Source organism: Microbacterium sp. NPDC055502 (assembly GCF_053643635.1).
In genome coordinates this window covers 239,798-262,435 of record NZ_JBSHKJ010000002.1, presented here as the reverse complement: position 1 = coordinate 262,435, position 22,638 = coordinate 239,798, and the positions used below count along the sequence as shown (strand labels likewise).

At 71.2% G+C, this 22,638-nt stretch carries 23 protein-coding genes; 6 read left to right on the top strand and 17 right to left on the bottom strand.

The window, feature by feature from the left end; translation table 11 throughout:
- Positions 1-17: 17 nt before the first annotated feature.
- The 9 genes from atpA to prmC form a co-directional block, all read right to left on the bottom strand.
- Positions 18-1,658, bottom strand: a complete 1,641-nt coding sequence (gene atpA, locus ACWH95_RS12250; protein ID WP_247638653.1) for a F0F1 ATP synthase subunit alpha — start codon at positions 1,656-1,658, stop codon at positions 18-20.
- A gap of 47 nt (positions 1,659-1,705) precedes the next feature.
- On the bottom strand, positions 1,706-2,497 hold the full coding sequence (locus ACWH95_RS12245) for a F0F1 ATP synthase subunit delta (protein ID WP_454120728.1): 792 nt from the start codon (positions 2,495-2,497) through the stop codon (positions 1,706-1,708).
- Positions 2,497-3,054, bottom strand: a complete 558-nt coding sequence (locus tag ACWH95_RS12240; RefSeq protein WP_247638651.1) for a F0F1 ATP synthase subunit B — start codon at positions 3,052-3,054, stop codon at positions 2,497-2,499. Before ACWH95_RS12240 ends, ACWH95_RS12245 begins: the two co-directional genes overlap by 1 nt.
- Before the next feature lie 27 nt (positions 3,055-3,081).
- Entirely contained in the window at positions 3,082-3,318 is a 237-nt protein-coding gene (gene atpE, locus ACWH95_RS12235; RefSeq protein ID WP_025103147.1) for an ATP synthase F0 subunit C, read from the bottom strand.
- 43 nt (positions 3,319-3,361) lie between these two features.
- Positions 3,362-4,150, bottom strand: a complete 789-nt coding sequence (atpB, locus tag ACWH95_RS12230) for a F0F1 ATP synthase subunit A (RefSeq protein WP_205828218.1) — start codon at positions 4,148-4,150, stop codon at positions 3,362-3,364.
- Between the two features lie 143 nt (positions 4,151-4,293).
- Complete coding sequence (locus tag ACWH95_RS12225; RefSeq protein ID WP_136029281.1) at positions 4,294-4,812, bottom strand: hypothetical protein; 519 nt, start codon at positions 4,810-4,812, stop codon at positions 4,294-4,296.
- The gene (locus ACWH95_RS12220) at positions 4,809-5,981 is read right to left on the bottom strand and encodes an MraY family glycosyltransferase (protein WP_136029279.1); all 1,173 of its coding nucleotides are present in this window, start codon (positions 5,979-5,981) and stop codon (positions 4,809-4,811) included. Before ACWH95_RS12220 ends, ACWH95_RS12225 begins: the two co-directional genes overlap by 4 nt.
- Complete coding sequence (locus ACWH95_RS12215; RefSeq protein ID WP_136029277.1) at positions 5,978-6,682, bottom strand: L-threonylcarbamoyladenylate synthase; 705 nt, start codon at positions 6,680-6,682, stop codon at positions 5,978-5,980. Before ACWH95_RS12215 ends, ACWH95_RS12220 begins: the two co-directional genes overlap by 4 nt.
- 52 nt (positions 6,683-6,734) lie before the next feature.
- Positions 6,735-7,595, bottom strand: a complete 861-nt coding sequence (gene prmC, locus ACWH95_RS12210; protein ID WP_136035258.1) for a peptide chain release factor N(5)-glutamine methyltransferase — start codon at positions 7,593-7,595, stop codon at positions 6,735-6,737.
- Between the two features lie 100 nt (positions 7,596-7,695).
- Between prmC and cysK the strand changes: the two genes are divergently transcribed.
- The gene (gene cysK, locus ACWH95_RS12205; RefSeq protein WP_136045457.1) at positions 7,696-8,634 is read left to right on the top strand and encodes a cysteine synthase A; all 939 of its coding nucleotides are present in this window, start codon (positions 7,696-7,698) and stop codon (positions 8,632-8,634) included.
- 8 nt (positions 8,635-8,642) lie between these two features.
- Positions 8,643-9,212 carry a serine O-acetyltransferase EpsC gene (epsC, locus tag ACWH95_RS12200; protein WP_136029271.1) on the top strand — a complete coding sequence of 190 codons (570 nt, stop codon included), beginning with the start codon at positions 8,643-8,645 and terminating at the stop codon, positions 9,210-9,212.
- Here the strand turns inward: epsC and ACWH95_RS12195 are convergent.
- The 6 genes from ACWH95_RS12195 to lysA all read right to left on the bottom strand — a co-directional run bounded on the left by ACWH95_RS12195 (position 9,200) and on the right by lysA (position 16,588).
- Positions 9,200-9,631 carry a phage holin family protein gene (locus ACWH95_RS12195; RefSeq protein WP_136029269.1) on the bottom strand — a complete coding sequence of 144 codons (432 nt, stop codon included), beginning with the start codon at positions 9,629-9,631 and terminating at the stop codon, positions 9,200-9,202. The genes epsC and ACWH95_RS12195 overlap by 13 nt on opposite strands.
- A gap of 33 nt (positions 9,632-9,664) precedes the next feature.
- Entirely contained in the window at positions 9,665-10,744 is a 1,080-nt protein-coding gene (gene prfA / locus ACWH95_RS12190; RefSeq protein WP_136029266.1) for a peptide chain release factor 1, read from the bottom strand.
- A gap of 8 nt (positions 10,745-10,752) precedes the next feature.
- The gene (gene rho / locus ACWH95_RS12185; protein ID WP_454120727.1) at positions 10,753-12,735 is read right to left on the bottom strand and encodes a transcription termination factor Rho; all 1,983 of its coding nucleotides are present in this window, start codon (positions 12,733-12,735) and stop codon (positions 10,753-10,755) included.
- Positions 12,736-12,877: 142 nt separating this feature from the next.
- Entirely contained in the window at positions 12,878-13,846 is a 969-nt protein-coding gene (thrB, locus tag ACWH95_RS12180) for a homoserine kinase (protein WP_206251412.1), read from the bottom strand.
- Entirely contained in the window at positions 13,843-15,147 is a 1,305-nt protein-coding gene (locus ACWH95_RS12175) for a homoserine dehydrogenase (RefSeq protein WP_136029264.1), read from the bottom strand. Before ACWH95_RS12175 ends, thrB begins: the two co-directional genes overlap by 4 nt.
- 22 nt (positions 15,148-15,169) lie before the next feature.
- Positions 15,170-16,588 (bottom strand): diaminopimelate decarboxylase, encoded by a 1,419-nt coding sequence (lysA, locus tag ACWH95_RS12170; protein WP_454120726.1) that lies wholly within the window; start codon positions 16,586-16,588, stop codon positions 15,170-15,172.
- Positions 16,589-16,735: 147 nt separating this feature from the next.
- Between lysA and ACWH95_RS12165 the strand changes: the two genes are divergently transcribed.
- The 4 genes from ACWH95_RS12165 to ACWH95_RS12150 are packed head-to-tail and all read left to right on the top strand — an operon-like array spanning position 16,736 to position 20,091.
- Complete coding sequence (locus tag ACWH95_RS12165; protein ID WP_454120725.1) at positions 16,736-17,818, top strand: YihY/virulence factor BrkB family protein; 1,083 nt, start codon at positions 16,736-16,738, stop codon at positions 17,816-17,818.
- Positions 17,819-17,875: 57 nt separating this feature from the next.
- Entirely contained in the window at positions 17,876-18,763 is an 888-nt protein-coding gene (locus ACWH95_RS12160) for an alpha/beta fold hydrolase (protein WP_454120724.1), read from the top strand.
- On the top strand, positions 18,756-19,337 hold the full coding sequence (locus tag ACWH95_RS12155) for a TetR/AcrR family transcriptional regulator (protein WP_136029255.1): 582 nt from the start codon (positions 18,756-18,758) through the stop codon (positions 19,335-19,337). The genes ACWH95_RS12160 and ACWH95_RS12155 overlap by 8 nt, the downstream gene beginning before the upstream one ends.
- Before the next feature lies 1 nt (position 19,338).
- Complete coding sequence (locus tag ACWH95_RS12150; RefSeq protein ID WP_454120723.1) at positions 19,339-20,091, top strand: alpha/beta fold hydrolase; 753 nt, start codon at positions 19,339-19,341, stop codon at positions 20,089-20,091.
- 4 nt (positions 20,092-20,095) lie between these two features.
- Here ACWH95_RS12150 and ACWH95_RS12145 read toward each other — a convergent pair whose 3' ends face one another.
- Complete coding sequence (locus ACWH95_RS12145; protein WP_454120722.1) at positions 20,096-20,938, bottom strand: LmeA family phospholipid-binding protein; 843 nt, start codon at positions 20,936-20,938, stop codon at positions 20,096-20,098.
- 28 nt (positions 20,939-20,966) lie between these two features.
- A complete protein-coding gene (argS, locus tag ACWH95_RS12140; RefSeq protein WP_136029249.1) occupies positions 20,967-22,631 on the bottom strand; it encodes an arginine--tRNA ligase in 1,665 nt (554 codons plus the stop codon).
- Positions 22,632-22,638: the final 7 nt, after the last annotated feature.

The following is a 22,638-nucleotide window of genomic DNA, read 5'->3' as shown; positions in this document are numbered from 1 at the left end:
ATCAGTACCTCACGCGATTACGCGCGACGACCCTTGACGATCTTCTCCTGGTTGACGTCGTCGGCCTCGGCCGCAGCGTGCTCCTCGTGGCCGGGGGCGCCGATGGCGTGGCCCTTGCCGCCCTGGAACTCCAGGAGGAAGTTGTCGGTCTGCTTGTCGAGCTCGGCGACCGTGTCGTCGTCCAGCACGTTCGTCTCGCGCAGCGTGTCGAGCACCTTGGTGTTGCGGCGCAGGTAGTCGAGCAGCTCGCGCTCGAAGCGCAGCACGTCTTCGACCTCGATCTTGTCGAGCTTGCCGTTCGTGCCGGCCCAGATCGAGACGACCTGCTCCTCCACGGGGTACGGCGAGTACTGCGGCTGCTTGAGCAGCTCGGTCAGGCGGGCACCGCGCTCGAGCTGACGACGCGACGCCTGGTCGAGGTCGGACGCGAACATCGCGAACGCCTCGAGGGACCGGTACTGCGACAGCTCCAGCTTCAGCGTTCCGGAGACCTTCTTGATCGACTTGACCTGGGCGTCACCACCGACTCGCGAGACCGAGATACCCACGTCGACCGCCGGACGCTGGTTGGCGTTGAAGAGGTCGGACTGGAGGAAGATCTGGCCGTCGGTGATCGAGATCACGTTGGTCGGGATGTACGCCGAGACGTCGTTGGCCTTCGTCTCGATGATCGGAAGACCCGTCATCGAACCGGCGCCCAGCTCGTCGGACAGCTTCGCGCACCGCTCGAGCAGGCGCGAGTGCAGGTAGAACACGTCGCCGGGGTACGCCTCGCGGCCCGGCGGACGGCGGAGCAGCAGCGACACGGCGCGGTAGGCCTCGGCCTGCTTCGACAGGTCGTCGAAGATGATCAGGACGTGCTTGCCGCCGTACATCCAGTGCTGGCCGATGGCCGAGCCGGTGTACGGAGCCAGGTACTTGAAGCCGGCGGGGTCGGACGCGGGAGCGGCCACGATCGTGGTGTACTCCAGGGCGCCGGCCTCCTCGAGCGCGCCCTTCACCGAGGCGATCGTCGAGCCCTTCTGGCCGATCGCGACGTAGATGCAGCGCACCTGCTTGGTGACGTCGCCGGACTCCCAGTTGGCCTTCTGGTTGATGATCGTGTCGAGCGCGATCGCCGTCTTGCCGGTCTGGCGGTCGCCGATGATGAGCTGACGCTGACCACGGCCGACCGGGATCATGGCGTCGATCGCCTTGATGCCCGTCTGCATCGGCTCGTGCACCGACTTGCGCTGCATGACGCCGGGGGCCTGGAGCTCGAGCTCGCGGACACCCTCGGTCGCGATCGCGCCGAGACCGTCGATCGGGTTGCCGAGCGGGTCGACCACGCGGCCGAGGTAGCCGTCGCCGACCGGGACCGAGAGGACCTCACCCGTGCGGGTGACCTCCTGGCCGGCCTCGATGCCGGTGAAGTCGCCGAGGACGACCACGCCGATCTCGTGCTCGTCGAGGTTCAGGGCCAGGCCCTTGGTGCCGTCCGCGAACGTGACGAGCTCGTTCGCCATCACGCCGGGCAGACCCTCGACGTGCGCGATGCCGTCGGCGGCGTCGATGACGGTGCCGACCTCGGTCGCAGCGGCGCCGGTGGGCTCGTATGCGGCGGCGAAGTCCTTCAGCGCGTCACGGATGACGTCGGGGCTGATCGATAGTTCTGCCATTGTCTTCCCTTTGTATCTGGGTGCGCGGTTCCCCGCGCGAAGTCGTGTTAGCCCGCGAGCTTCTGGCGAAGGTCGGCGAGTCGTGCGGAGATGCTGCCGTCGATGACGTCATCGGCGATCTGCACGCGCAGACCCCCGACGACGGCGGGATCGATGACGACGTTGAGCGAGACCTCGCCGTCGTAGCGACGCGAGAGGGCGTCGCTCAGACGGGTGCGCTGCGCATCGCTGAGCGGGGTCGCGGTGTACACCGTGGCCACGACGAGACCGCGCTGGGCGGACACGAAGCGGATGGCCCTGCTCAGGAGCTGGCGGACACGCCGCTCGCGCGGACGACGCACGAGGGACGAGACGATCAGCGTGGTGGCCGCGCCGGCGGAGGATCCGTCGAGGAGGCGCTCGACGAGCTCCCCCTTCGCGTCCTCTCCCCCGAGGCGGCTACCCAGAGCGAGTTCGAGCTCCGGGTTCGCGGCGACGAGCCGGGCGAAGGCGAAGAGCTCACCCTCGATGTCGACTCCGGGCTCGGCGATCGCGGCGGACCGGATCGCGAGTTCCTCGATGCCGTCGACGAGCTCGTCGGCGCTCGACCAGCGCTGCGCCACGGCTGCGCTCAGAACGCTCTGAGACGCCGCCGAGAGCCCGCCGAACACCGCGGAGACGACGTTCTTCCGCGACTCCACGGACGCCGACGGGTCGGCCAGCGCGCCGCTCAGCTGAGACGAATCGCCCACGGTGCGCGCGGCGACGAACAGCTCCCGCGCGGTGTCGAGGGTGACGTCCTTCGCTGCGGCAAGCGCCTGAGTGGATGCCGCGAGTGCCTGAGCGGTCGCGCTGCCCATTACTGAGCCGCCTTCTCGGATGCTTCGAGATCGGCGAGGAAGCGGTCGACCACGGCGGCCGCGCGAGCGTCGTCGGACAGCGTCTCGCCGACCACGCCACCGGCGAGGTCGAGTGCGAGCGAGCCGACCTCGCTGCGCAGGGAGACGAGAGCCGTCTGGCGCTCGGCCTCGATCTGCGAGTGCGCGGTGGCGGTCAGACGCGCAGCCTCGCTGGCTGCGGTCTCCTTCGCCTCGGCGATGATCTTCTTGCCGTCCTCACGGGCGGCCTCGCGGATCTCCCCGGCCTCGGTGCGCGCCTCGGCGAGCTGGCGGGTGTACTCCTCGAGGGCGGCCTCCGCCTGCTTCTGCGCCTCATCGGCCTTGGCGATGTTGCCCTCGATGGCGGCGGACCGCTCGTCGAGCATCTTCGTCAGACGGGGAAGGGCGACCTTCCACACGACGACGAGGATGATGAGGAACCAGAGGCCCGACCAGATGATGTCGTACCCCGCGGGGAGCAGCGGATTGGGGGACTCCCCCTCCGCTGCCGCGAGGTTCGTGACAAGAGCGTTCAGCATCCTGTCTCCTTCAGAAGTCGGTGGGGATTACGGGAAGGGGATGAATCCGACGGCGATGCCGACGAACGCAAGCGCCTCGGTGAAGGCGATACCGATCCACATGAGGACCTGCAGGCGACCGGCCAGCTCGGGCTGACGGGCGACGCCCTCGATGGTCTTGCCGACGACGATGCCCACACCGATGGCCGGACCGATGGCTGCGAGGCCGTAGCCGACCGCCGCGAGGTGGCCGTTGATTTCAGCGAGAACCGTAGTTGCGTCCACGGGTTTTTCCTTTCGTTGGGTGGGAGGGCTGTTGCCCGCCCGCTCAGTGCTCTTCTGCGACCGCGAGCTGGATGTAGACCGCGGTGAGGACGGTGAAGACGTAGGCCTGCAGGACGGCCACCAGGATCTCGAAGAGAGTGAAGGCGCCGCCGAAGGCGAGGGTTCCGATACCGAGGACGGCCCAGCCGCCACCCGCGGTGAAGAAGAAGAACTGGGTGGCCGCGAAGCACAGCACCAGGATCATGTGGCCGACGACCAGGTTCATCAGCAGTCGCAGGGTGAGGGTCACCGGGCGGATGATGAACGTCGAGATGAGCTCGATCGGCGTGACGATGAAGTAGACCGGCCACGGCACACCCGACGGGAAGAGCGCGTTCTTGAAGAAGTTCTTCGGGCTCTTCTTGATGCCGGCGTAGATGAAGGTGACGTAGCTGACCACGGCGAGGGTGAGCGGGACGGCGATGATCGCGGTGCCCGGCATGTTCAACCCCGGGATGATGCCCGTGACGTTCATGAACAGCACCATGAAGAAGATCGTGGTGAGGATCGGCAGGAACCGGTCGCCGTCCTTGCGGCCGAGGAGGTCGTGCGCGATGCCGCCGCGGACGAAGCCGAGGCCCATCTCGACCAGGCTCTGGAACCGCCCCGGCACGACCTTCATACGGCGCGTGCCCAGCCAGAGGATCAGGACCACGGCGATCACCGAGAGGAGCTGGATCAACTGGATGCGGGTCACCGGCAGAGGCCCGACCTGGAAGAGGATCGGCGGGAAGAACTCGTCGATCGAAGGGCCGTGGAACTCGCCATCGGAAGACGCGAGTCGGGGGGTCAGGGTCGCAGCAAGATTAAACAGCGCGGGCTCCAGCTTCGGGGCACCGGTCAGAACCGGGGCGACGATGGTCGGTGTGCTTCAAGCGCAAGCGCTCGCGGGCGAGCGGCGGGCACTCCCCAACACTATCAGAATCCAAGGGTGCCCTAAGACCGCGGAGCGTCGTCCGCCGGGCCGGTGGAGCCGCCGTTCGCGGCGCCGGGCGCGCGGTCCTCCGGCACCTCGGTCGGCAGCGTGGTGTCGCTCACGTTCGGCAGGCGCATCTGGGTGAGCACCACCACGTCGATCACCAGCGACATCACCACCCCCGCGACGATCGAGAGGAAGAACACCATCGGGTCGAGCCACGGCTGCCCCGACAGCAGGATCATCACCAGCACGAACACGCCGAGCTTGAGCAGCCAGCCGCCCAGGACGATCGCGAAGAACAGCTGCACGTACAGCGGGTCGCCGTACCACCGGTTCGCGATCAGGATGCTGATACCCGTGATCGCGAGGAACAGCGCCGCCAGCAGCACGCCGAGCAGGCCGCTGACCAGCCCCTCCCCCTGGGCGACGGCGAAGCCGATGCCGCCGGCGAGCAGCGCCAGCACGACGGTCGCCACCGCCGACCAGACGAGGGTGCGACGCAGGATCGGCGTGCTGGAAACGGGACTCGGGCTCATCGGGGCTCCACGGGGGTCGGGTCGGGTTCAGCGGCCGCCGGCGCCTTGCGGCGGCGGGTGGGACTCAGGGTGATGACGAGGCAGGCGGCGATGCCGACCACGCCGAAGCCGACACCGGGAAGGTACTGGCCGGGCCAGTCCTCTCGCGCACCGACGTACATGAGGAGGACGGCGAGGGAGATCACAGCCGTCCACGCGTAGAAGATGAGGACGGCGTCGCGGTCGCGGTGGCCGAGGTCGAGCATCCGGTGGTGCAGGTGCTTGCGGTCGGGCGAGAACGGCGACCGGCCCGCGCTCATCCGCCGCAGCACCGCGAGCCCGAAGTCGAGCAGCGGCAGCAGCACGACCAGCAGCGGCAGCAGGATCGGCAGGAACGCGCCGACGAGCTGCGACCGGCCGAGGCGATCCGGCTCCAGCGCCGACGGATCCATCTGCCCGGTGATCGCGATCGCGGACGTCGCCATGAGCAGGCCGAGCACCAGCGCACCGGAGTCGCCCATGAAGAGCTTCGCCGGGCTCCAATTCAGCGGGAGGAAGCCCAGGCACGCCCCGATCAGCACCGCCGCGAGGAACGTGGAGAGGTTGAAGTAGCTGGAGGCGCCGGAGTCGCGCGTGAAGATGTAGGAGTACGCGAAGAACACGCCGTTCGAGATCAGGCACACGCCGGCGACCAGGCCGTCCAGCCCGTCGATGAAGTTGACCGCGTTCATCACGATCACGATCGCGAACATCGTGATGGTGATGCTCAGCCAGCTCGACACCACGATCAGGTCGCCGAAGGGCAGCGACAGGATCTGCAGTCCCCCGCCCACGGTGATGATGCCTGCGGCCAGGAACTGCGCACCGAGCTTGATCATCCAGTCGAGGTCCCACAGGTCGTCGACGACGCCGATCACCGCGATCAGCAGCGAGGCCGCGAGGATCGCCCACATGGTCTGCGGAGGCGTCCAGATGCTCTGGAAGAACGGGTTGGCGGCCGACACCGCGAACGCCGCGACGATGCCGAGGAAGATGGCCACGCCGCCCAGCCGCGGGGTGGGCGTGGTGTGCACGTCGCGCTCGCGGATGCCCGGGTACAGCTTGAAGCGGAGGCTCAGCCGCCACACCGCCCACGTCAGCACGAAGGTGATGGCGGCGGTGACGATGATCGTGAAGAGGTACTGCTTCACGAATCCCCGTCCTGCTCCTGCTGCTGCTCCGGCTCGAGCAGCTCGCCCAGGACCTCGTGCAGCTGCTCGCGCGTGACGACGCCGTGCCGCAGGATCCGCACGACCCCCTCGCCGTCGTCGGCGCCGCGACGCACGAGCGAGGTCGCGTCGACGATGGTCGAGGCGATGCCGTTCGCGCTCATGCCGTCGGCGAGGTACACCGCCACGCTGTCGCCGAGCATCTTCTCGGCGTCGAGCGCGGAGATCGCCGCGTCCCGTCCCGTGAGGTTCGCACTGGACACGGCGAGCGGCCCGGTCTCGGCCAGCAGCTCCAGGACCACCCGGCCCTCCGGCATGCGCACGGCGACGGTCCCCTGGGTCTCCCCCAGGTCCCACACCAGCGACGGCTGCGCGGGGAGCACGATGGTCAGCCCGCCGGGCCAGAACGCGTCGACGAGGCGCTGCACCGGCTCCGGAACCGACTCGGCCAGGGCCGTCAGGGTCTCCTTGCTGCCGATCAGCACGGGCGGCGGCTGATCGCGCCCTCGACCCTTCGCGTCGAGCAGACGCTGCACCGCCGTCGGCGAGAACGCGTCGGCGGCGACGCCGTACACGGTGTCGGTGGGGATGACGATGAGGTCGCCGCGGCCGATCGCCTGGCGCGCGTTGCGCATTCCGGCGAGCAGCTGCGCCTCGTCGCGGCAGTCGAAGATGGGGGACATGACGGTTCGATTCTATGCGGGACGGACGTCGGAGATGCTCGGAGACCCCTGATCAGGGCCGGATCGCGGTGGTCGCACGGTCGCGCAGCGTCAGATCGCGGTGCGTGGCCGCGGCGCGCCAGCCGTCCGCCGTGAGCAGCTCGCGGATCTCCGCGCCCTGCAGCTCCCCGTGCTCGATCACCAGCACGCCCCCCGGGCGGAGCAGACGCAGCGCCCGGTCGCTCAGCACGCGGACGACGTCGAGCCCGTCCGCGCCGCCGTACAGCGCGAGCGCCGGATCGAACAGGCGCACCTCGGGGTCGCGCGGCACCGCGGCATCGGGGACGTACGGCGGATTCGAGATGACCACGCTGGCGGTGCCGTCGAGCTCGGGGAACGCCTCGGCCAGGTCGGACAGCACGAGCGTGAGGTTGCCGGTGCCGGCGACGTTGCGTGCCGCCCAGGCGTGGGCCTCCTCCGACAGCTCCGCGGCGAAGATCCGCGCGTGCGGCACCTCGGTCGCCATCGCCAGGGCGATCGCGCCGCTGCCCGTGCCCAGGTCGACGCCCACCGGGGCGGCCTCGCCCGAGTTCAGCAGGGCGTCGATCGCGAACTGGGCGACGGTCTCGGTCTCCGGCCGCGGGATGAACACCCCGGGGCCCACCGACAGCTCCAGGTGCCGGAACGGCGCGACACCCGTGAGGTGCTGCAGCGGCTCCCGCCCGGCGCGACGGGACACCAGGCGGGTCAGCGCGGCCTGCTGCTCCTCGTCGATGCGGTCGCCCCGCACGATCGCCGCCTGCACCTCGCCCCGCCGCCGGTCGAGCACGTGCGCGGCCAGGAGCTCCGCGTCCACGAGCGGGTCGGGGACACCGGCATCGGCGAGGCTCTGCGCGGCGGCGCGCACGACGGCAGCGAGCGAGGAGTCGGGCATGCCTCCAGCGTAGAGCGCCCGCACCCGTCACATTGCCCTCCCCGACAGGCCGCTCCCGTAGTCTGGGAACCGCAGCGACCCGTGAAGGAAGGCCTCACCCATGCCCGGCATCCACTCCGACATCACCACCGCTTTCGGCAACACCCCGCTCGTGCGCCTGAACCGGGTGACCGAGGGACTCGGGGCCACCGTGCTCGCGAAGCTCGAGTTCTACAACCCGGCCTCCAGCGTCAAGGACCGCATCGGCATCGCCATGATCAACGCGGCCGAGGCGTCGGGACAGCTGAAGCCGGGCGGCACGATCGTCGAGTCCACCAGCGGCAACACCGGCATCGCCCTCGCCATGGTCGGCGCGGCCCGCGGCTACCGCGTGATCCTCACGATGCCCGCGTCGATGTCGAAGGAGCGCCGGGTGCTGCTCAAGGCGTTCGGCGCCGAGATCGTGCTCACCGACCCCACGAAGGGCATGAAGGGGGCGATCGAAGAGGTCAAGCGCATCGTCGACGAGACCCCCGGCGCGATCTGGATCCGCCAGTTCGAGAACCCCGCCAACCCGCAGATCCACCGCGAGACCACGGCGCAGGAGATCCTCCGCGACACCGACGGCGCGGTCGACATCTTCATCGCCGGCGTCGGCACGGGAGGCACGGTGACCGGCACCGGGCAGGCGCTCAAGGCGGCGAAGCCCGGCGTGCAGGTCATCGCCGTCGAGCCCAAGGACTCCCCCGTGCTGACCGAGGGGCACCCCGGCCCCCACAAGATCCAGGGCATCGGCCCGAACTTCGTCCCCGACGTGCTCGACCGCGAGGTGCTGGACGAGATCATCACGGCGGAGTTCGACGAGTCGCTGCGGGTCGCGCGCGAGCTCGCGGCGAAGGAGGGCCTGCTGGTCGGCATGTCGTCCGGTGCCGCGGTCGCGGCCGCGCTGACGGTCGCCGCGCGACCAGAGAACGCCGGCAAGACGATCGTCGTGATCATCCCCGACACCGGTGAGCGCTACCTCTCCACCGCGCTGTTCGAGGACCTGCGCGAAGACTGAGACCGCCGATGGGACTGATCGCGCGAATGCGCGAGGACATCGCCGCCGCACGCCTCCGCGACCCCGCCGCGCGCACGTCGCTCGAAGTGGCCCTGCTCTACCCGGGCCTGCACGCCATCTGGGCGCACCGGGTCTCGCACGCGCTGTGGCGTCGACGGCTGCGACTGCTCGCCCGCGCGGGGTCGCAGCTGTCGCGCTGGCTCACCGGCGTGGAGATCCACCCCGGCGCGCGCATCGGCAGGCGCTTCTTCATCGACCACGGCATGGGCATCGTGATCGGCGAGACCGCGGAGATCGGCGACGACGTGCTGATGTACCACGGGGTCACCCTGGGCGGACGCACCCGCGACGTCGGCAAGCGGCACCCGACGCTCGGCGACGGCGTCGCGGTCGGAGCCGGCGCGAAGATCCTCGGCCCGGTGACCGTCGGCGACCGCTGCGTCATCGGCGCGAACGCGGTCGTCACGAAGGACGCCCCCGCGGACAGCGTGCTGGTGGGTGTGCCGGCGAAGCCGCGTCAGCGCACCGCTGGCGAGGACACCAGGGCCCTGCTGACCGCCCCCGACTACTCCATCTGACGCCCGGCACGAGGCGCACGCCTCGCGCCGCGCGCCTCGAGTCGGCGCCGCAGGAACAGCCACGGGAGCAGCACGCTGCCGACGGCCGTGACCAGCCACACGATCACCGACCCCAGCAGCCAGCCGGTCAGGTCGGTGATGCGCAGACCGCCGATCGGGAGCAGCACGACGACCAGGAGCGCGATGAAGGTCGATACGATCCCGATGCCGCCCATCAGCACCGGCGCGTAGCGATCCGCGAGCCTGCTGACCCACGGTGACAGCACCGTCTGCAGCACCGCGAACACGAGGATGCACACCACGAAGCCCCACCACTGGCTCCACTGGATCTGGAAACCGTCGAGCAGCACGTCGGCCGCGAGCAGACCGAGGCCCGCCGACACCAGATACAGGAGAGCGCGGAACAGGAGGGTGATCACGGGGCCGAGCATAGCGGCACCGAGAGGCCGCACTCAGGAATCGGATCCCACCGCGGCGAGCCGCGCCTCCTCATCGGCCGCGATCGCGCTCTCGATGATCGGGTCGAGCGCGCCGTCCATCACCTGGTCGAGGTTGTATGCCTTGAAGCCGGTGCGGTGGTCGGCGATCCGGTTCTCCGGGAAGTTGTACGTGCGGATCCGCTCGGAGCGGTCCATGCCGCGGATCTGCGACTTGCGCGCATCCGAGGCCGCCGCGTCGAGCTCCTCCTGCTGCTTCGCCAGCAGCCGCGCACGGAGCACCCGCATCGCGGCCTCGCGGTTCTGCAGCTGCGACTTCTCGTTCTGCATCGACACGACGATGCCGGTCGGCACATGGGTGATGCGCACGGCCGAGTCGGTCGTGTTGACGGACTGCCCCCCGGGGCCCGAAGAGCGGAACACGTCGATCTTCAGGTCGTTCTGGTCGATATGGATCTCCTCCGGCTCATCGACCTCCGGGAACACCAGCACCCCGGTGGTGGAGGTGTGGATGCGGCCCTGGGACTCCGTCGCCGGTACCCGCTGCACGCGGTGCACGCCGCCCTCGTACTTGAGGTGCGCCCACACGCCCTGGGCCGGATCGGACGAGGAGCCCTTGATCGCGACCTGCACATCCTTGTAGCCGCCGAGGTCGGACTCGTTGCGCTCCAGCAGCTCGGTCTTCCAGCCCTTCGACGCGGCGTACTGGATGTACATGCGCAGCAGGTCGGCGGCGAACAGTGCCGACTCAGCGCCGCCCTCCCCCGCCTTGATCTCCATGATCACGTCGCGGGCGTCGTCGGGGTCGCGCGGGATGAGCAGTCGGCGCAGGCGTTCCTGCGCGGCCTGCACGCCCTCCTCCAGCGCGGGGACCTCGGCGGCGAACGCCTCGTCCTCGCGCGCCAGCTCCCTCGCCGCCTCCAGGTCGTCGACCGCCGCCGTCCACGCCTCGTGCGCCGCGACGATGCGCGACAGCTCGGCGTAGCGGCGGTTGACGCGCTTGGCGCGGGCGGCGTCGGCGTGCACCGCCGGGTCGGAGAGCTCCTCCTGCACCCGGCGATGCTCGTCGATCAGAGTCTGGACGGACTCGAACACGTCGCGTCTCAGCGGATGTTGTTGTCGTGCCCGTGCGCGCCCGAGGGCAGCGTCGGGATCGACTTCTGCATCTGGACCAGGAACTCCACGTTGGAGTGGGTCTCCTTGAGCTTGCCGAGCACGACCTCGAGAGCCTGCTGCTGGTCGAGGCCGGCGAGGGCGCGACGCAGCTTCCAGGTGATCTTGACCTCGTCGGCCGAGAGCAGCATCTCCTCGCGGCGGGTGCTCGACGCGTTCACGTCGACCGCCGGGAAGATGCGCTTGTCGGCGAGAGCACGCGACAGCCGCAGCTCGCTGTTGCCGGTGCCCTTGAACTCCTCGAAGATGACCTCGTCCATCTTGGAGCCGGTCTCGACGAGCGCGGTGGCGAGGATCGTGAGGGATCCGCCGTTCTCGATGTTGCGCGCGGCGCCGAAGAAGCGCTTCGGCGGGTACAGCGCCGACGCGTCGACCCCACCCGTGAGCACGCGACCCGACGCGGGGGCGGCCAGGTTGTAGGCACGGCCGAGGCGCGTGATGGAGTCGAGCAGCACGACCACGTCGCGGCCCAGCTCGACCAGGCGCTTGGCGCGCTCGATCGCGAGCTCGGCGACCGTGGTGTGGTCTTCCGCGGGGCGGTCGAAGGTCGAGGCGATGACCTCGCCCTTCACGGTGCGCTCCATGTCGGTGACCTCTTCGGGGCGCTCGTCGACGAGCACGACCATCAGGTGCACCTCGGGGTTGTTCTGCGCGATCGCGTTGGCGATCTGCTGCAGGACGATCGTCTTGCCGGCCTTGGGCGGCGCGACGATCAGGCCGCGCTGGCCCTTGCCGATCGGCGCGACGAGGTCGATGATGCGCTGCGTCAGCTTCTCGGGCGCGGTCTCCAGGCGCAGGCGCTCCTGCGGGTAGAGCGGCGTGAGCTTGCCGAACTCCACGCGGGTCGCGGCGTCGTCGACCGAGAGGCCGTTGATCGAGTCGACCTTCACGAGCGCGTTGTACTTCTGGCGCCCCTGCTGCTCGCCCTCGCGCGGCTGCTTGATGGAGCCGACGACGGCGTCACCCTTGCGCAGGTTGTACTTCTTGACCTGGCCGAGCGAGACGTAGACGTCGCTCGGGCCGGCGAGGTAGCCGGTGGTGCGCACGAACGCGTAGTTGTCGAGCACGTCGAGGATGCCCGCGATCGGGATCAGGACGTCGTCCTCGCCGATCTCGGTCTCGAACTCGTCGACCGGCGTGCCCCCGCGGCGCTTGTTGCGCTGGCGGTTGCGGCCGTTGCCGTTCGCCTGGTCGTCGTCCGACGCGGCGGGCTGCTGCTCCTGGCCGCCGCCGCCGCCCTGACCGCGGCCACGGTTGCGGTTGCGGCTCCGGCTGCGCCCACGGCCGCCCTGCTCCTCGCCGCCGTCGGCATCGGAGGAGGAGTCCTTCGACGGCGCATCCTGGCCGGCGTCGTCGCCGCCCTCGGCCGCCTCCGCACGGCGGTTGCCGCGACCGTTGTTCTTGGGGCGCTCGGCGCGGGTGTCGTCGCCCTTGGCGTCGTCAGCCTGCGGAGCGGTCTCCGCGGCGCCGCTCGGGGCGTCGGCGGATGCCGGTGCGGCGGCGCCCTCGCCCTGCTCGGCGGCGGGCGCCTCGGCCTCGGTCTTCTTGGTGCGACGACCGCGACCCGTCTTGGGCGCCTCGGCGGGCGCCTCGGCGGCAGCCGGAGCCTCGCTCGCCGCGGGAGCCTCCGTCGCCTCGGCGGCCGGGGCATCGGCATCGGTCTTCTTCGCCCGCGAGCGGCGCGGGGCCTTCGCCTTGGGCGCTGCCTCGCCGGACTCGGCCTCGGCGGGTGCCGCGGCCGACTCCTCGGCGGACTTCTCGGCCTTCGCGGCGGCGGTCGCCGTGGTCGCCCGGCGCGGAGCGCGCTTGCGCACCGGCGCGGACTCCGCGGTCTGGACGGCGTCGGCCACCGGAGCAGCCTGATCGTTCTGGGTCTCGGAGAGGTTCTCCACGAGTACTCCCTTATAGGTCATGGGATATGAGCGTGAACGCGCACAACGGGTGCTGCGCACGATCGCACGGGCTGACGCTCGGCGTCAGCCAGCCTCGGCACTTGTGCCTCAAGGGTTTGCGTGCGGGTCTTGCAAGAGTTGCAATGGGGCCAGATTCACGACGTTACGTGGAGCCCTCCGCTCGATCCCCCACTGTACCACCACGAACGTCGACGGCGAGCAGTAGCGCCTCCCACGGGGTGTCGGTCACACGATCGGCGAGTTCCACCGCGTCCTGACGGCTGCCCGGGCCGTCGGCGAGCACGAGCACGCTGGGGCCCGCACCCGACACGACCGCGGCGAACCCGGCCGCGCGCAGCGCCTGCACGAGCCGCTGCGTCTCGGGCATCGCCTCGGCGCGGTAGTCCTGGTGCAGCCGGTCGGCCGTCGCATCGAGCAGCAGCTCAGGGCTCTGCATGAGCGCCGCGACCAGCAGGGCGGAGCGCGACAGGTTGAACACCGCATCGGCCGTCGACACGTGCGGCGGCTGCAGCGACCGCGCCTGCGACGTCGACATCGTGTAGGCGGGGACGAGCACGAGCGGCGAGACGCCCCGGTGCACGAGCAGCTTCTTGTGCTGCGGACCGTGCTCGCCCATCCACGCGATCGTGAGCCCGCCGAACAGCGCGGGGGCGACGTTGTCGGGGTGACCCTCGATCTCGGTCGCCAGACGGAGCAGGTCGGTGTCGGACAGATCCACGTCGCCCGCCAGCAGACCCTTCGCGGCCAGGACGCCCGCGGCGACAGCGGCACCCGACGACCCGAGTCCGCGGCCATGCGGCACGCCGTTCTCCGCGACGATGCGCAGCCCGGGGACCGGGCGCCCGACGTCCTGGAACACGTAGGCGACCGTGCGGACGATCAGGTTCGACGCATCGCGCGGGATGTCGTCCGCGCCCGACCCCGTGACCTCGATCTCCAGCTGTCCGGCCGGCAGGGCGGTGACCTCGAGGTGGTCGTACACGCTGAGCGCCAGGCCGAGCGTGTCGAAGCCGGGGCCCAGGTTGGCACTGGTCGCTGGCACCGTGACCTCGACCGTGCGGCCGAGGATCGAACGCTGCTCCTCCGGCGCCGGGGCGGCCACGGTGCTCACTCGCCTTCCACCCGCAGCACGGACACGACGCGGGCGACGACGTCGCTGCCCGCGAGGACCGCGACCGTGTCGCTCAGTGCCTGCTCCGTCGCGCGGTGCGTGCCGATGATGAGGCGGGCGGTCGGCTCGTCCTCACCCTCGACGGTCTGCACGACCGTCGCGACCGAGACGCCGCCGTCGCTGAGGATGCCCGCGACCGTCGCGAGCACGCCCGGCGCATCGGAGACCTCGAGCGTGATCTGGTAGCGGGTGGTGACGTGACCGATCGGCACGATGGGGAGGTTCGCCCTGGTCGACTCCCCCACCCCGACGCCGCCGGCGATGTGGCGCCGCGCGGCCGAGACCACGTCGCCCAGCACGGCAGAGGCCGTCTGCACGCCGCCGGCGCCCGCGCCGTAGAACATGAGCGAGCCGGCGGCCTCCGCCTCGACGAACACGGCGTTGTTCGCGCCGTGCACGGAGGCCAGCGGGTGGGTCGCGGGGACCAGCGCCGGATACACGCGCACCGAGATCGACTCGGCACCGTTCGCCTCGATGCGCTCGCACACCGCGAGCAGCTTGATCACGAAGCCCGCCGCGCGCGCCTCCTCGATCATCGACGCCGTGATCGAGGTGATGCCCTCGCGGTGCACCGCGTCGAGCGGGACGGCGGTGTGGAAGGCGAGGCTCGCGAGGATCGCGGCCTTCTGCGCCGCGTCGTAGCCCTCGACGTCGGCGGTGGGGTCGGCTTCGGCGTATCCCAGGCGCTGCGCATCGGCGAGCACGTCGGCGAAGTCGGCCCCCTCGGTGTCCATCCGGTCGAGGATGTAGTTCGTGGTGCCGTTCACGATGCCCATGATCCGCACCACGCGGTCGCCCGCGAGCGAGTCGCGCAGCGGCCGGATGATCGGGATGGCACCGGCCGCGGCGGCCTCGTAGTACACCGAGGCGCCCACGCGGTCGGCCGCCTCGAACAGCTCGGGCCCGTGCGTCGCCAGCAGCGCCTTGTTCGCGGTGACGACGTCGGCACCGGAGCCGATCGCCTGCAGGATGTTGGAGCGCGCCGGCTCGATCCCGCCGATCAGCTCGATCACGATGTCGGCGCCGAGGATGAGCGACTCGGCGTCGGTCGTGAACAGCTCCTTCGGCAGCTCCACGTCGCGCGGGGCGTCCACATCGCGCACCGCGATGCCCGCGAGCTCGAGGGCGGCTCCCGCGCGATCGGCGAGCTCGTCGCCGTGACGCAGCAGCAGCGCCGCCACCTGGGAGCCGACCGCTCCGGCGCCCAGCAGCGCCACGCGAAGTCGTCGGTAGTCAGTCATGCGTGCTCCTTCAGGGGGTGGGTCATCGGTCTCCCTCGGGGGCGTCGGCCCCGTCGATGCCCGCATCGCGGGCCAGCAGGTCGTCGACGGTCTCGCCGCGGACGATCACCCGCGAACGGCCGTCGCGCACCGCCACGATCGGCGGTCGCGGGACGTGGTTGTAGTTGCTCGACAGCGAGGCGCAGTAGGCGCCCGTCGCCGGAACGGCCAGCAGGTCGCCCGGTGCGAGGTCGGCGGGAAGGTACTCGTGGTCGACCACGATGTCGCCCGACTCGCAGTGCTTGCCGACGACGCGGCTCAGCTGCGGCTCGCCCTCCCCCGTGCGCGACGCCAGCCGCGCCGAGTAGCTGGCGCCGTACAGGGCGGTGCGGGCGTTGTCGCTCATCCCGCCGTCCACGCTGACGTAGCGGCGGGTCGCCCCGGAGGCGATCGTCACGTCCTTCGTGGTGCCGACCTCGTACAGGGTCACTCCGGCCGTGCCGATGATGGCCCTGCCCGGCTCGAACGACAGCGCGGGCACGGGGATGCCCCTGGCCGCGCAGCCCTCGGCGACCGCGGCCACGATGGCGGCAGCGAGCTCATCGATCGGCGTGGGGTCGTCGACCCGGGTGTACGCGATGCCGAAGCCGCCGCCGAGGTTGAGCTGCGGGACGGGTCCGTGCTCCAGGAGCGCCGCATGCAGCTCGAGCACGCGCGACGCCGACTCGCGGAACCCGGCGACGCCGAAGATCTGCGAACCGATGTGACAGTGCAGACCGGCGAACTCCAGCCCGGGGATCTCGCGGATGCGGGCGACGGCGACCTCCGCCTCGGCGAGGGGGAAGCCGAACTTCTGGTCTTCGTGGGCGGTGGCGAGGAAGTCGTGGGTCTCGGCGTGCACGCCGCTGATGACGCGCACCATGACCCGCTGCACCGCATCGGTGCGGGCCGTGATCGCAGCCAGCCGCTCGATCTCGATCGCGCTGTCGACCACGATCGTGCCGACGCCCACCTGCACCGCGCGCTCCAGCTCGGCGACCGACTTGTTGTTGCCGTGGAAGCCGAGCGACGCGGGCGCGACACCGGCGGCCAGGGCCACCGCGAGCTCGCCGCCCGTGCACACGTCGACGCGGAGCCCCTCGTCGACGACCCACCGGGCGACGGTCGTGCTCAGGAACGCCTTGCCCGCGTAGTACACCTGCGCCGTGGTGCCGTGCTCCGCCGCGGCCCGGTCGAACGCCACCCGGAAGGCGCGCGCCCTGGTGCGGACCTCGTCCTCGTCGAGCACCAGGACCGGGGTGCCGTAGGTGCGGGCGAGCTCGGTGGCGCGCACACCGGCGAGCACGAGGGCTCCGTCGTCGTCACGGCGGGCCGACGCCGGCCACACACCGCTCGCGAGATCGTTCGGGTCATCGGGGACGAGGAGCCATTCCGGGGCGAGCGAGTCGGCAGGAGCAAGCACGGAGCACCAATCGTGGGTCGGGTCTCGGGCGGAGGGCGCACATCGAGTTGCCCCCGATTCTAGGGCAACGCCCCGATCCGCCTGCGCACGGTGACAGCCCGCGTCAAGCCCCTGGGGACCCCGTCGCGGCTCTCTTAGGGTGGGGGCGTGGCAGACACCGACGCAACAGACGCTCACACCCGATCCGACGGGCCGTCGCGGCCCGGACTCGTCGCGCGCATCACAGGACCCGTCATCGCCTGGGCCCTCGCGCGTCGCCCCGTCCGCGCGGCCCTGCTGTACTCCGAGCGCCGCGGCCCGATGCTGGCCGACAGCGTCACCTACCGTGCACTGTTCAGCGTGTTCGCTGGCGTGCTGCTCGGATTCTCGATCGCGGCGCTGTGGCTCGCGGGCAACCCCGACGCGTGGCGCGCGATCATCGACGCGGTGCAGGCCGCCGTGCCGGGACTGATCGGCGACGACGGCGTGATCGATGCGAAGGACCTCCGCGCCCCGGCGTCGCTCTCCGTCGCCGGGCTGGTCTCCCTGGTCGCGCTGATCGGCGCGGCGCTCGGGGCCATCGGCTCGCTGCGCACCGCCATCCGCGTGATCGCCGGGACCGTGCAGTCCGACATCCTGTGGATCTGGGTGATCGTGCGCAACCTGCTCCTCGGACTCGGCATCGGCGTGGCATTCGTGCTCGCGGCCGCGCTGACGTTCATCGGGCAGCTCGGCGCCACGTGGGTCGCGGACGTCCTCGGTCTGCCGTCGGACTCCCCCGCGGTCGCCGTGACGGTGCGGCTGCTGTCGCTCGTGGTGGTGTTCGCGCTCGACGCCGCGCTCATCGTCGGCGCGTTCCTCCTGCTGTCCGGGGTGCGCCCCGCGGCGCGGTCGCTGTGGGCGGGGGCGCTGCTCGGGGCATTCGGTCTCATCGTGCTGCAGGAGCTGTCCGGCCTGTTCGTGGGCGGTGCCACGAGCAACCCGCTGCTGGCGTCGTTCGCCTCGCTGCTGGCCCTGCTGATCTGGCTCAACCTGTCGACGCAGGTGATCCTGGTGGCCTGCGCGTACATCGTCACCGCCGAGGAGGAGCGCAAGGACCGGCTGCACGAGCGGTTCGGCGCTCGGACGTTCGTGCAACGCCGGCTGCAGCGCGCCGAGGTGGACGTGCAGGTGGCGACCGCGGAGCTGCGCGAGGCCCAGCGCGCCGCCGCAGAGGAGGCCGGGACCGGCGCCGCACACGAGGACCGCTGACCGCGCGACCCTCGTTGTGACCAGAACTGCTAGTTTGGTCACAACGAGAGGACACGCATGACTCCCACGCGGACGCGCATCACCCTCCCCGGCGCCGAGGTCTCGCTGTGCGAATGGACCCCGACGCACGAATCCGGCTCGCCCCTCCTGCTGCTGCACGGCGGCGGAGCCGACAGCGCCGAGCTCTCCTGGGGCGGCATCGGCCCGCAGCTCGCCGCCGCCGGGCACCGGGTCCTCGCGCCGGACCACCCCGGCTTCGGGCGCAGTCCCCGTCCGGAGTGGAGGCTCACGCAGGAGCGGCTGGTGCAGTACGTGGGCGAGCTCGTCGACGCGCTGCGCCTGAGCGACTACGCCGTCGCCGGGCTCTCCCTCGGCGGTGGTCTGACCGTCGGGCACCTCCTCGACCGCCCCGGGCAAGCACGCGCGGCCGCCCTGCTCGGCGGCTACGGGCTGATGCCGCGGCTGGCCGACGGTCCGCTCGGCGCCCTCACCCACTTCTCCACCTTCCTGCTGCTGCGCTCCGGCCTGCTCTCCGCGATGACGCGCTCGTACGCGCGCAACGCCACCGCGATGGAGAAGGGTCTCGCCGACCTGGTGCGCAGCCCCGAGGCGCGCACGCCCGAGCTCGTCGATGCCGTGCTCGCCGAGGCCGCCACCGGCACCGGGCTCGCGACGTTCGGCGAGTGGCAGCGCGACCAGGTGCGGTGGAACCGACTGCGCACGGTGTACACCGACCGGCTGCCGTCCGTGCACACGCCGACGCTGCTGGTGCACGGCGACCGCGACTCCGGTGTGCCCCTCGACCGCATCCGCACCGCCGCGCGCCTGCTGCCCGACGCCCGTCTGGTCGTGGTCCCCGGCGCCGGTCACTGGGTGCAGCGCGATCGTCCCGACGTCGTCACCGCGGCGCTGCTCGAACACCTCGACGGGCGGGCGGATGCCTAGACCGCTCATCCCCCACCGCCGCGACCGCATCCTCGACGCGGCCGAGCGGCTCGTGCTCGCCCGCGGCTTCGACGCCATGAGCATCGCCGCGGTCGCGGAGGACGCGGGGATCGCGAAGGGTGCCGTGTACCGGGAGTTCACGTCGAAGCGCGACGTGCGCGACGCCCTGCTGCAGCGCGGCAACGCCCGCATCGCCGCGCGCGTGGAGCAGGAGCTCGGCGCGCACCCCTCGCTCGCCGCCGCATATCGTGCGACCGCCCGCGCGCTGCTCGACGACGAGCTGATGACCGCGGCGTTCCTCGACGACACCGGCGTGCTCGGGGCGCACGTCGCGGAGGAGCAGGACGGACGGTACCGGGAACGACACGAGCGCGTGATCGCGTGGGTGCACGACCTGCAGCGACGCGGGCTCGTCGTCGCCGACGTGGCGCCGGAGTCGCTCGCCCTCGCCCTGTCGAGCGCCACGCTCGGCCTGCTGTCGGCCGCGCGGCTGCTCGGCCCCCTCAATCGCGATCGACTGGAGAGCACGATCGACACCATCGGCCGCATGGCGGCCACGTTCGAGAGGCAGTGACGTGCACCACGAGACTTCCGGCCCGACCGGCACACGACCCCTACTCCTGCTGCACGGTGGCGGGGTCGCCGGGTGGATGTGGGACCCGGTGCGCGCCCGGCTCGGCGCGGACCACCGGGTGATCGTGCCCGACCTGCCCGGCCACGGCGCGAGTGCGACCGAGCCGTACGAGTCGCACGCCGCGACCGTCGACGCACTCGCCCGGCTCCTGGAGCACGAGTCCGCCCCCGCGACCGTGGTCGGGTTCTCGCTCGGCGCGCAGTTGACCGTGCTGCTCGCGGCGCAGCGCCCCGACCTGGTCTCCGACGCGGTGGTGGTCAGCGCCCAGGCGGAACCGGCGCGCGCGATCGGCCCGACCCTCGCGCTCCTGCGGACGACCGCCGGGCTGGCGAAGAACGAGCGCTTCGCCCGGCTGCAGGCGCGGGAGCTGTTCGTGCCCGACGACCTGCTCCCCGCCTACCTGCGCACCTCGGCCGGCATCTCGCGCGAGACCCTGGTGACCGCGGTGGCGGAGAACCTGCGCTTCGCGCCGCCGCCCGCGTGGTCGCAGTTCCCCGGCTCGGCGCTCGTCCTCGTCGGACAGAACGAGAAGAAGCTCATGCACCGTTCCGCCGCGGCACTGCACCGTGCGCTCCCCAGCAGCACGCTGGTCACGGTCGACGGCTGTGGCCACGGCATCCCGCTGCAGCGGCCGCAGTGGCTCGCCGAGCTCCTGCGGGCCCGGATGGACGGACCGCGCGCCGAGGCCGGGTAGCCGGTCAGCGCGGGCAGGTGCCCTTCTCCTGCAGCGCCTCGTCGGTGACGATCGCTCCGTCGACATCCACGTCGATCACGGCGGCATCACCGGAGATCTGCAGCCCGGTGAGGGTGAGCCCGGCCGGCAGCTGATCCGCGATGCAGACGCGACGCGGCTCCGTGAGGCCCTCGCCCAGTCCGCCCAGGGACGAGCCGACGCGGGACAGGTCGATGTCGATCCCGCCGACGCTCGCCGCCACGGGGGTCAGCTCCAGATCGCCGTCGACCGCGCCCGGGGTGAGCGTGATCGACACCGGCACCGCGGTGCCCAGCACGTCGAAGGAGCCGCCCAGCGTGGCATTCGGCTCGTCCAGCTCGACGGAATCCACCGGGAGGTCGGTCGTGGCCAGCAGCGCCGTGAACTGCTCCTGGTCGATGCGGATCGTGCCGTCGGCGCCGCCGAGGTCGCCGCCGCGCAGGGGCACGCCGGTCGCGGTCACGTCGGCCGCGCCGGTGATGCCCTCCAGGGTCACCGCGTCGGTGGACAGGTGCAACGTGTCGAGGCGTCCGCCGATGAGCTGCGGCAGGAGCAGACCCGTGGTCTCCACGTCGAGCTGCTGATCCGCCGGGAGGTCGAGCTGCTCGATCACGATCGACCGCACCACGCCGGGAAGCACGGCGCGGGCGATGAGCTCCGCCGCCACGACGAGCACCGCGAGCACCATGACCACGATCAGCACGACCCACGGCCACCGCGGCCGTCGCCTGGCCTTCTCCGGCTGCGGCGCCGCCGCGTCGGGGATCACCAGCGTCGGGTGCTCCCGCGACGGCTCGGGGTACGGCAGCGTGTGGTTGTCGTCGCTCATGGTGTCATCCTGCCGCACGGGCGGCCGGTCACATGCGCTCGGGAGCCGAGACGCCCAGCAGCCCGAGGCCGTTGCGGAACACCTGACCGGCGGCGTCGTTCAGCCACAGGCGGGTGCGGTGCACGCTCTCGACCGGGTCGTCGCTGAGCGGGATCACGCGGCAGTTGTCGTACCAGCGGTGGTACAGGCCCGCGAGCTCCTCCAGGTAGCGGGCCACGCGGTGGGGTTCGCGCACCTGAGCGGCGAACGCCACGATGCGCGGGAACTCCTGCAGCGCGCCCAGCAGGGCGGCCTCGCTCTCGTGCGTCAGCGTCTCCGGCGCGAACTCGGAGCGGTCGACACCGGAGTCGGCGGCGTTGCGGGCCACGTTGTGCGTGCGCGCGTGGGCGTACTGCACGTAGAACACCGGGTTGTCGTTGGTGCGCTTCTGCAGCAGCTCGGGGTCGAGGTCGAGCGGCGAGTCGGCGGGCGAGCGCTCCAGCGAGTAGCGCAGCGCGTCGGTGCCGAGCCAGTCGAGCAGGTCGTCCATCTCGATGATGTTGCCCGCGCGCTTGCTCAGGCGGGCGCCGTTGATCGACACCATCTGGCCGATCAGCACCTCGACGTTCTTCTCCGGGTCCTCCCCCGCGGCACCGGCGACCGCCTTGAGGCGGTGCACGTAGCCGTGGTGGTCGGCGCCGAGGAGGTAGATCTTGTCGCGGAAGCCGCGGTCGCCCTTGTCGAGGTAGTACGCGGCATCGGCGGCGAAGTACGTGTACTCGCCGTTCGAGCGGCGGATCACGCGGTCCTTGTCGTCGCCGAAGTCGGTCGTGCGCACCCACACCGCGCCGTCCTGGTCGAACACGTGCCCCTGCTCGCGGAGGCGGTCGACGGCACGGTCGATCAGGCTCAGGCCCGACGCGTCCTTCGCGTGCAGCGTGCGCTCGGAGAACCACACGTCGAACGGCACGTTGAAGCGGTCGAGCGAGTGCGTGATCTCGGCGAGCTGGTACTCGTACGCGAGCTCGCGGGCGACGTCGAGCTGCTCGGCCTCGGGGAGGTCGAGCAGGTCGGGGCGGGCCTCGAGCACGCGGCCGGCGAGCGTGGTGATGTACTCGCCGGGGTAGCCGCCCTCGGGGGTCGGCTCGCCCTTCGCGGCGGCGAGCACCGAGCCCGCGAAGCGGTCCATCTGCACGCCGGCGTCGTTGATGTAGTACTCGCGCACCGCGTGGGCGCCGCTCGCCAGCAGCAGGCGCACGATCGCGTCGCCCAGGGCGGCCCAGCGCGTGTGCGCGATGTGCAGCGGACCCGTGGGGTTGGCCGAGACGAACTCGACGTTGACGCTCACGCCCTCCTGCGAGGAGTTGGTGCCGTACGCGGGACCGGCGTCGACGATGACCTTCGCGAGCGCGCCGGCCGCGGCCGCGTCGAGACGGATGTTGAGGAACCCGGGACCGGCGACCTCGGCGCTCGCGACCCCGTCGACGCGGACGAGTCCGTCGGCGATCTCCTGCGCCAGCTCGCGCGGGTTGGTGCCGAGCGGCTTCGCCAGGCGCATCGCGATGTTGGAGGCCCAGTCGCCGTGGTCGCGGTTGCGCGGACGCTCCAGCACCACGTCGGCGGCGGTGACCCCGAGCGGCTCGCCGGGACGTCGAGCCTCGGCGATCGGTGCGAGGACGGCGAGGATGGCGGAGGCGAGCGTTTCGGGGTTCATAGACTCC

Excerpts from the sequence above, each read along its gene's own strand:
- atpA (WP_247638653.1), bottom strand. The coding sequence starts at position 1,658 with ATGGCAGAACTATCGATCAGCCCCGACGTCATCCGTGACGCGCTGAAG.
- ACWH95_RS12245 (WP_454120728.1), bottom strand. The coding sequence starts at position 2,497 with ATGGGCAGCGCGACCGCTCAGGCACTCGCGGCATCCACTCAGGCGCTT.
- ACWH95_RS12240 (WP_247638651.1), bottom strand. The coding sequence starts at position 3,054 with ATGCTGAACGCTCTTGTCACGAACCTCGCGGCAGCGGAGGGGGAGTCC.
- ACWH95_RS12225 (WP_136029281.1), bottom strand. The coding sequence starts at position 4,812 with ATGAGCCCGAGTCCCGTTTCCAGCACGCCGATCCTGCGTCGCACCCTC.
- ACWH95_RS12215 (WP_136029277.1), bottom strand. The coding sequence starts at position 6,682 with ATGTCCCCCATCTTCGACTGCCGCGACGAGGCGCAGCTGCTCGCCGGA.
- prmC (WP_136035258.1), bottom strand. The coding sequence starts at position 7,595 with ATGCCCGACTCCTCGCTCGCTGCCGTCGTGCGCGCCGCCGCGCAGAGC.
- cysK (WP_136045457.1), top strand. The coding sequence starts at position 7,696 with ATGCCCGGCATCCACTCCGACATCACCACCGCTTTCGGCAACACCCCG.
- epsC (WP_136029271.1), top strand. The coding sequence starts at position 8,643 with ATGGGACTGATCGCGCGAATGCGCGAGGACATCGCCGCCGCACGCCTC.
- rho (WP_454120727.1), bottom strand. The coding sequence starts at position 12,735 with ATGACCTATAAGGGAGTACTCGTGGAGAACCTCTCCGAGACCCAGAAC.
- ACWH95_RS12175 (WP_136029264.1), bottom strand. The coding sequence starts at position 15,147 with ATGACTGACTACCGACGACTTCGCGTGGCGCTGCTGGGCGCCGGAGCG.
- ACWH95_RS12160 (WP_454120724.1), top strand. The coding sequence starts at position 17,876 with ATGACTCCCACGCGGACGCGCATCACCCTCCCCGGCGCCGAGGTCTCG.
- ACWH95_RS12155 (WP_136029255.1), top strand. The coding sequence starts at position 18,756 with ATGCCTAGACCGCTCATCCCCCACCGCCGCGACCGCATCCTCGACGCG.
- ACWH95_RS12145 (WP_454120722.1), bottom strand. The coding sequence starts at position 20,938 with ATGAGCGACGACAACCACACGCTGCCGTACCCCGAGCCGTCGCGGGAG.
- argS (WP_136029249.1), bottom strand. The coding sequence starts at position 22,631 with ATGAACCCCGAAACGCTCGCCTCCGCCATCCTCGCCGTCCTCGCACCG.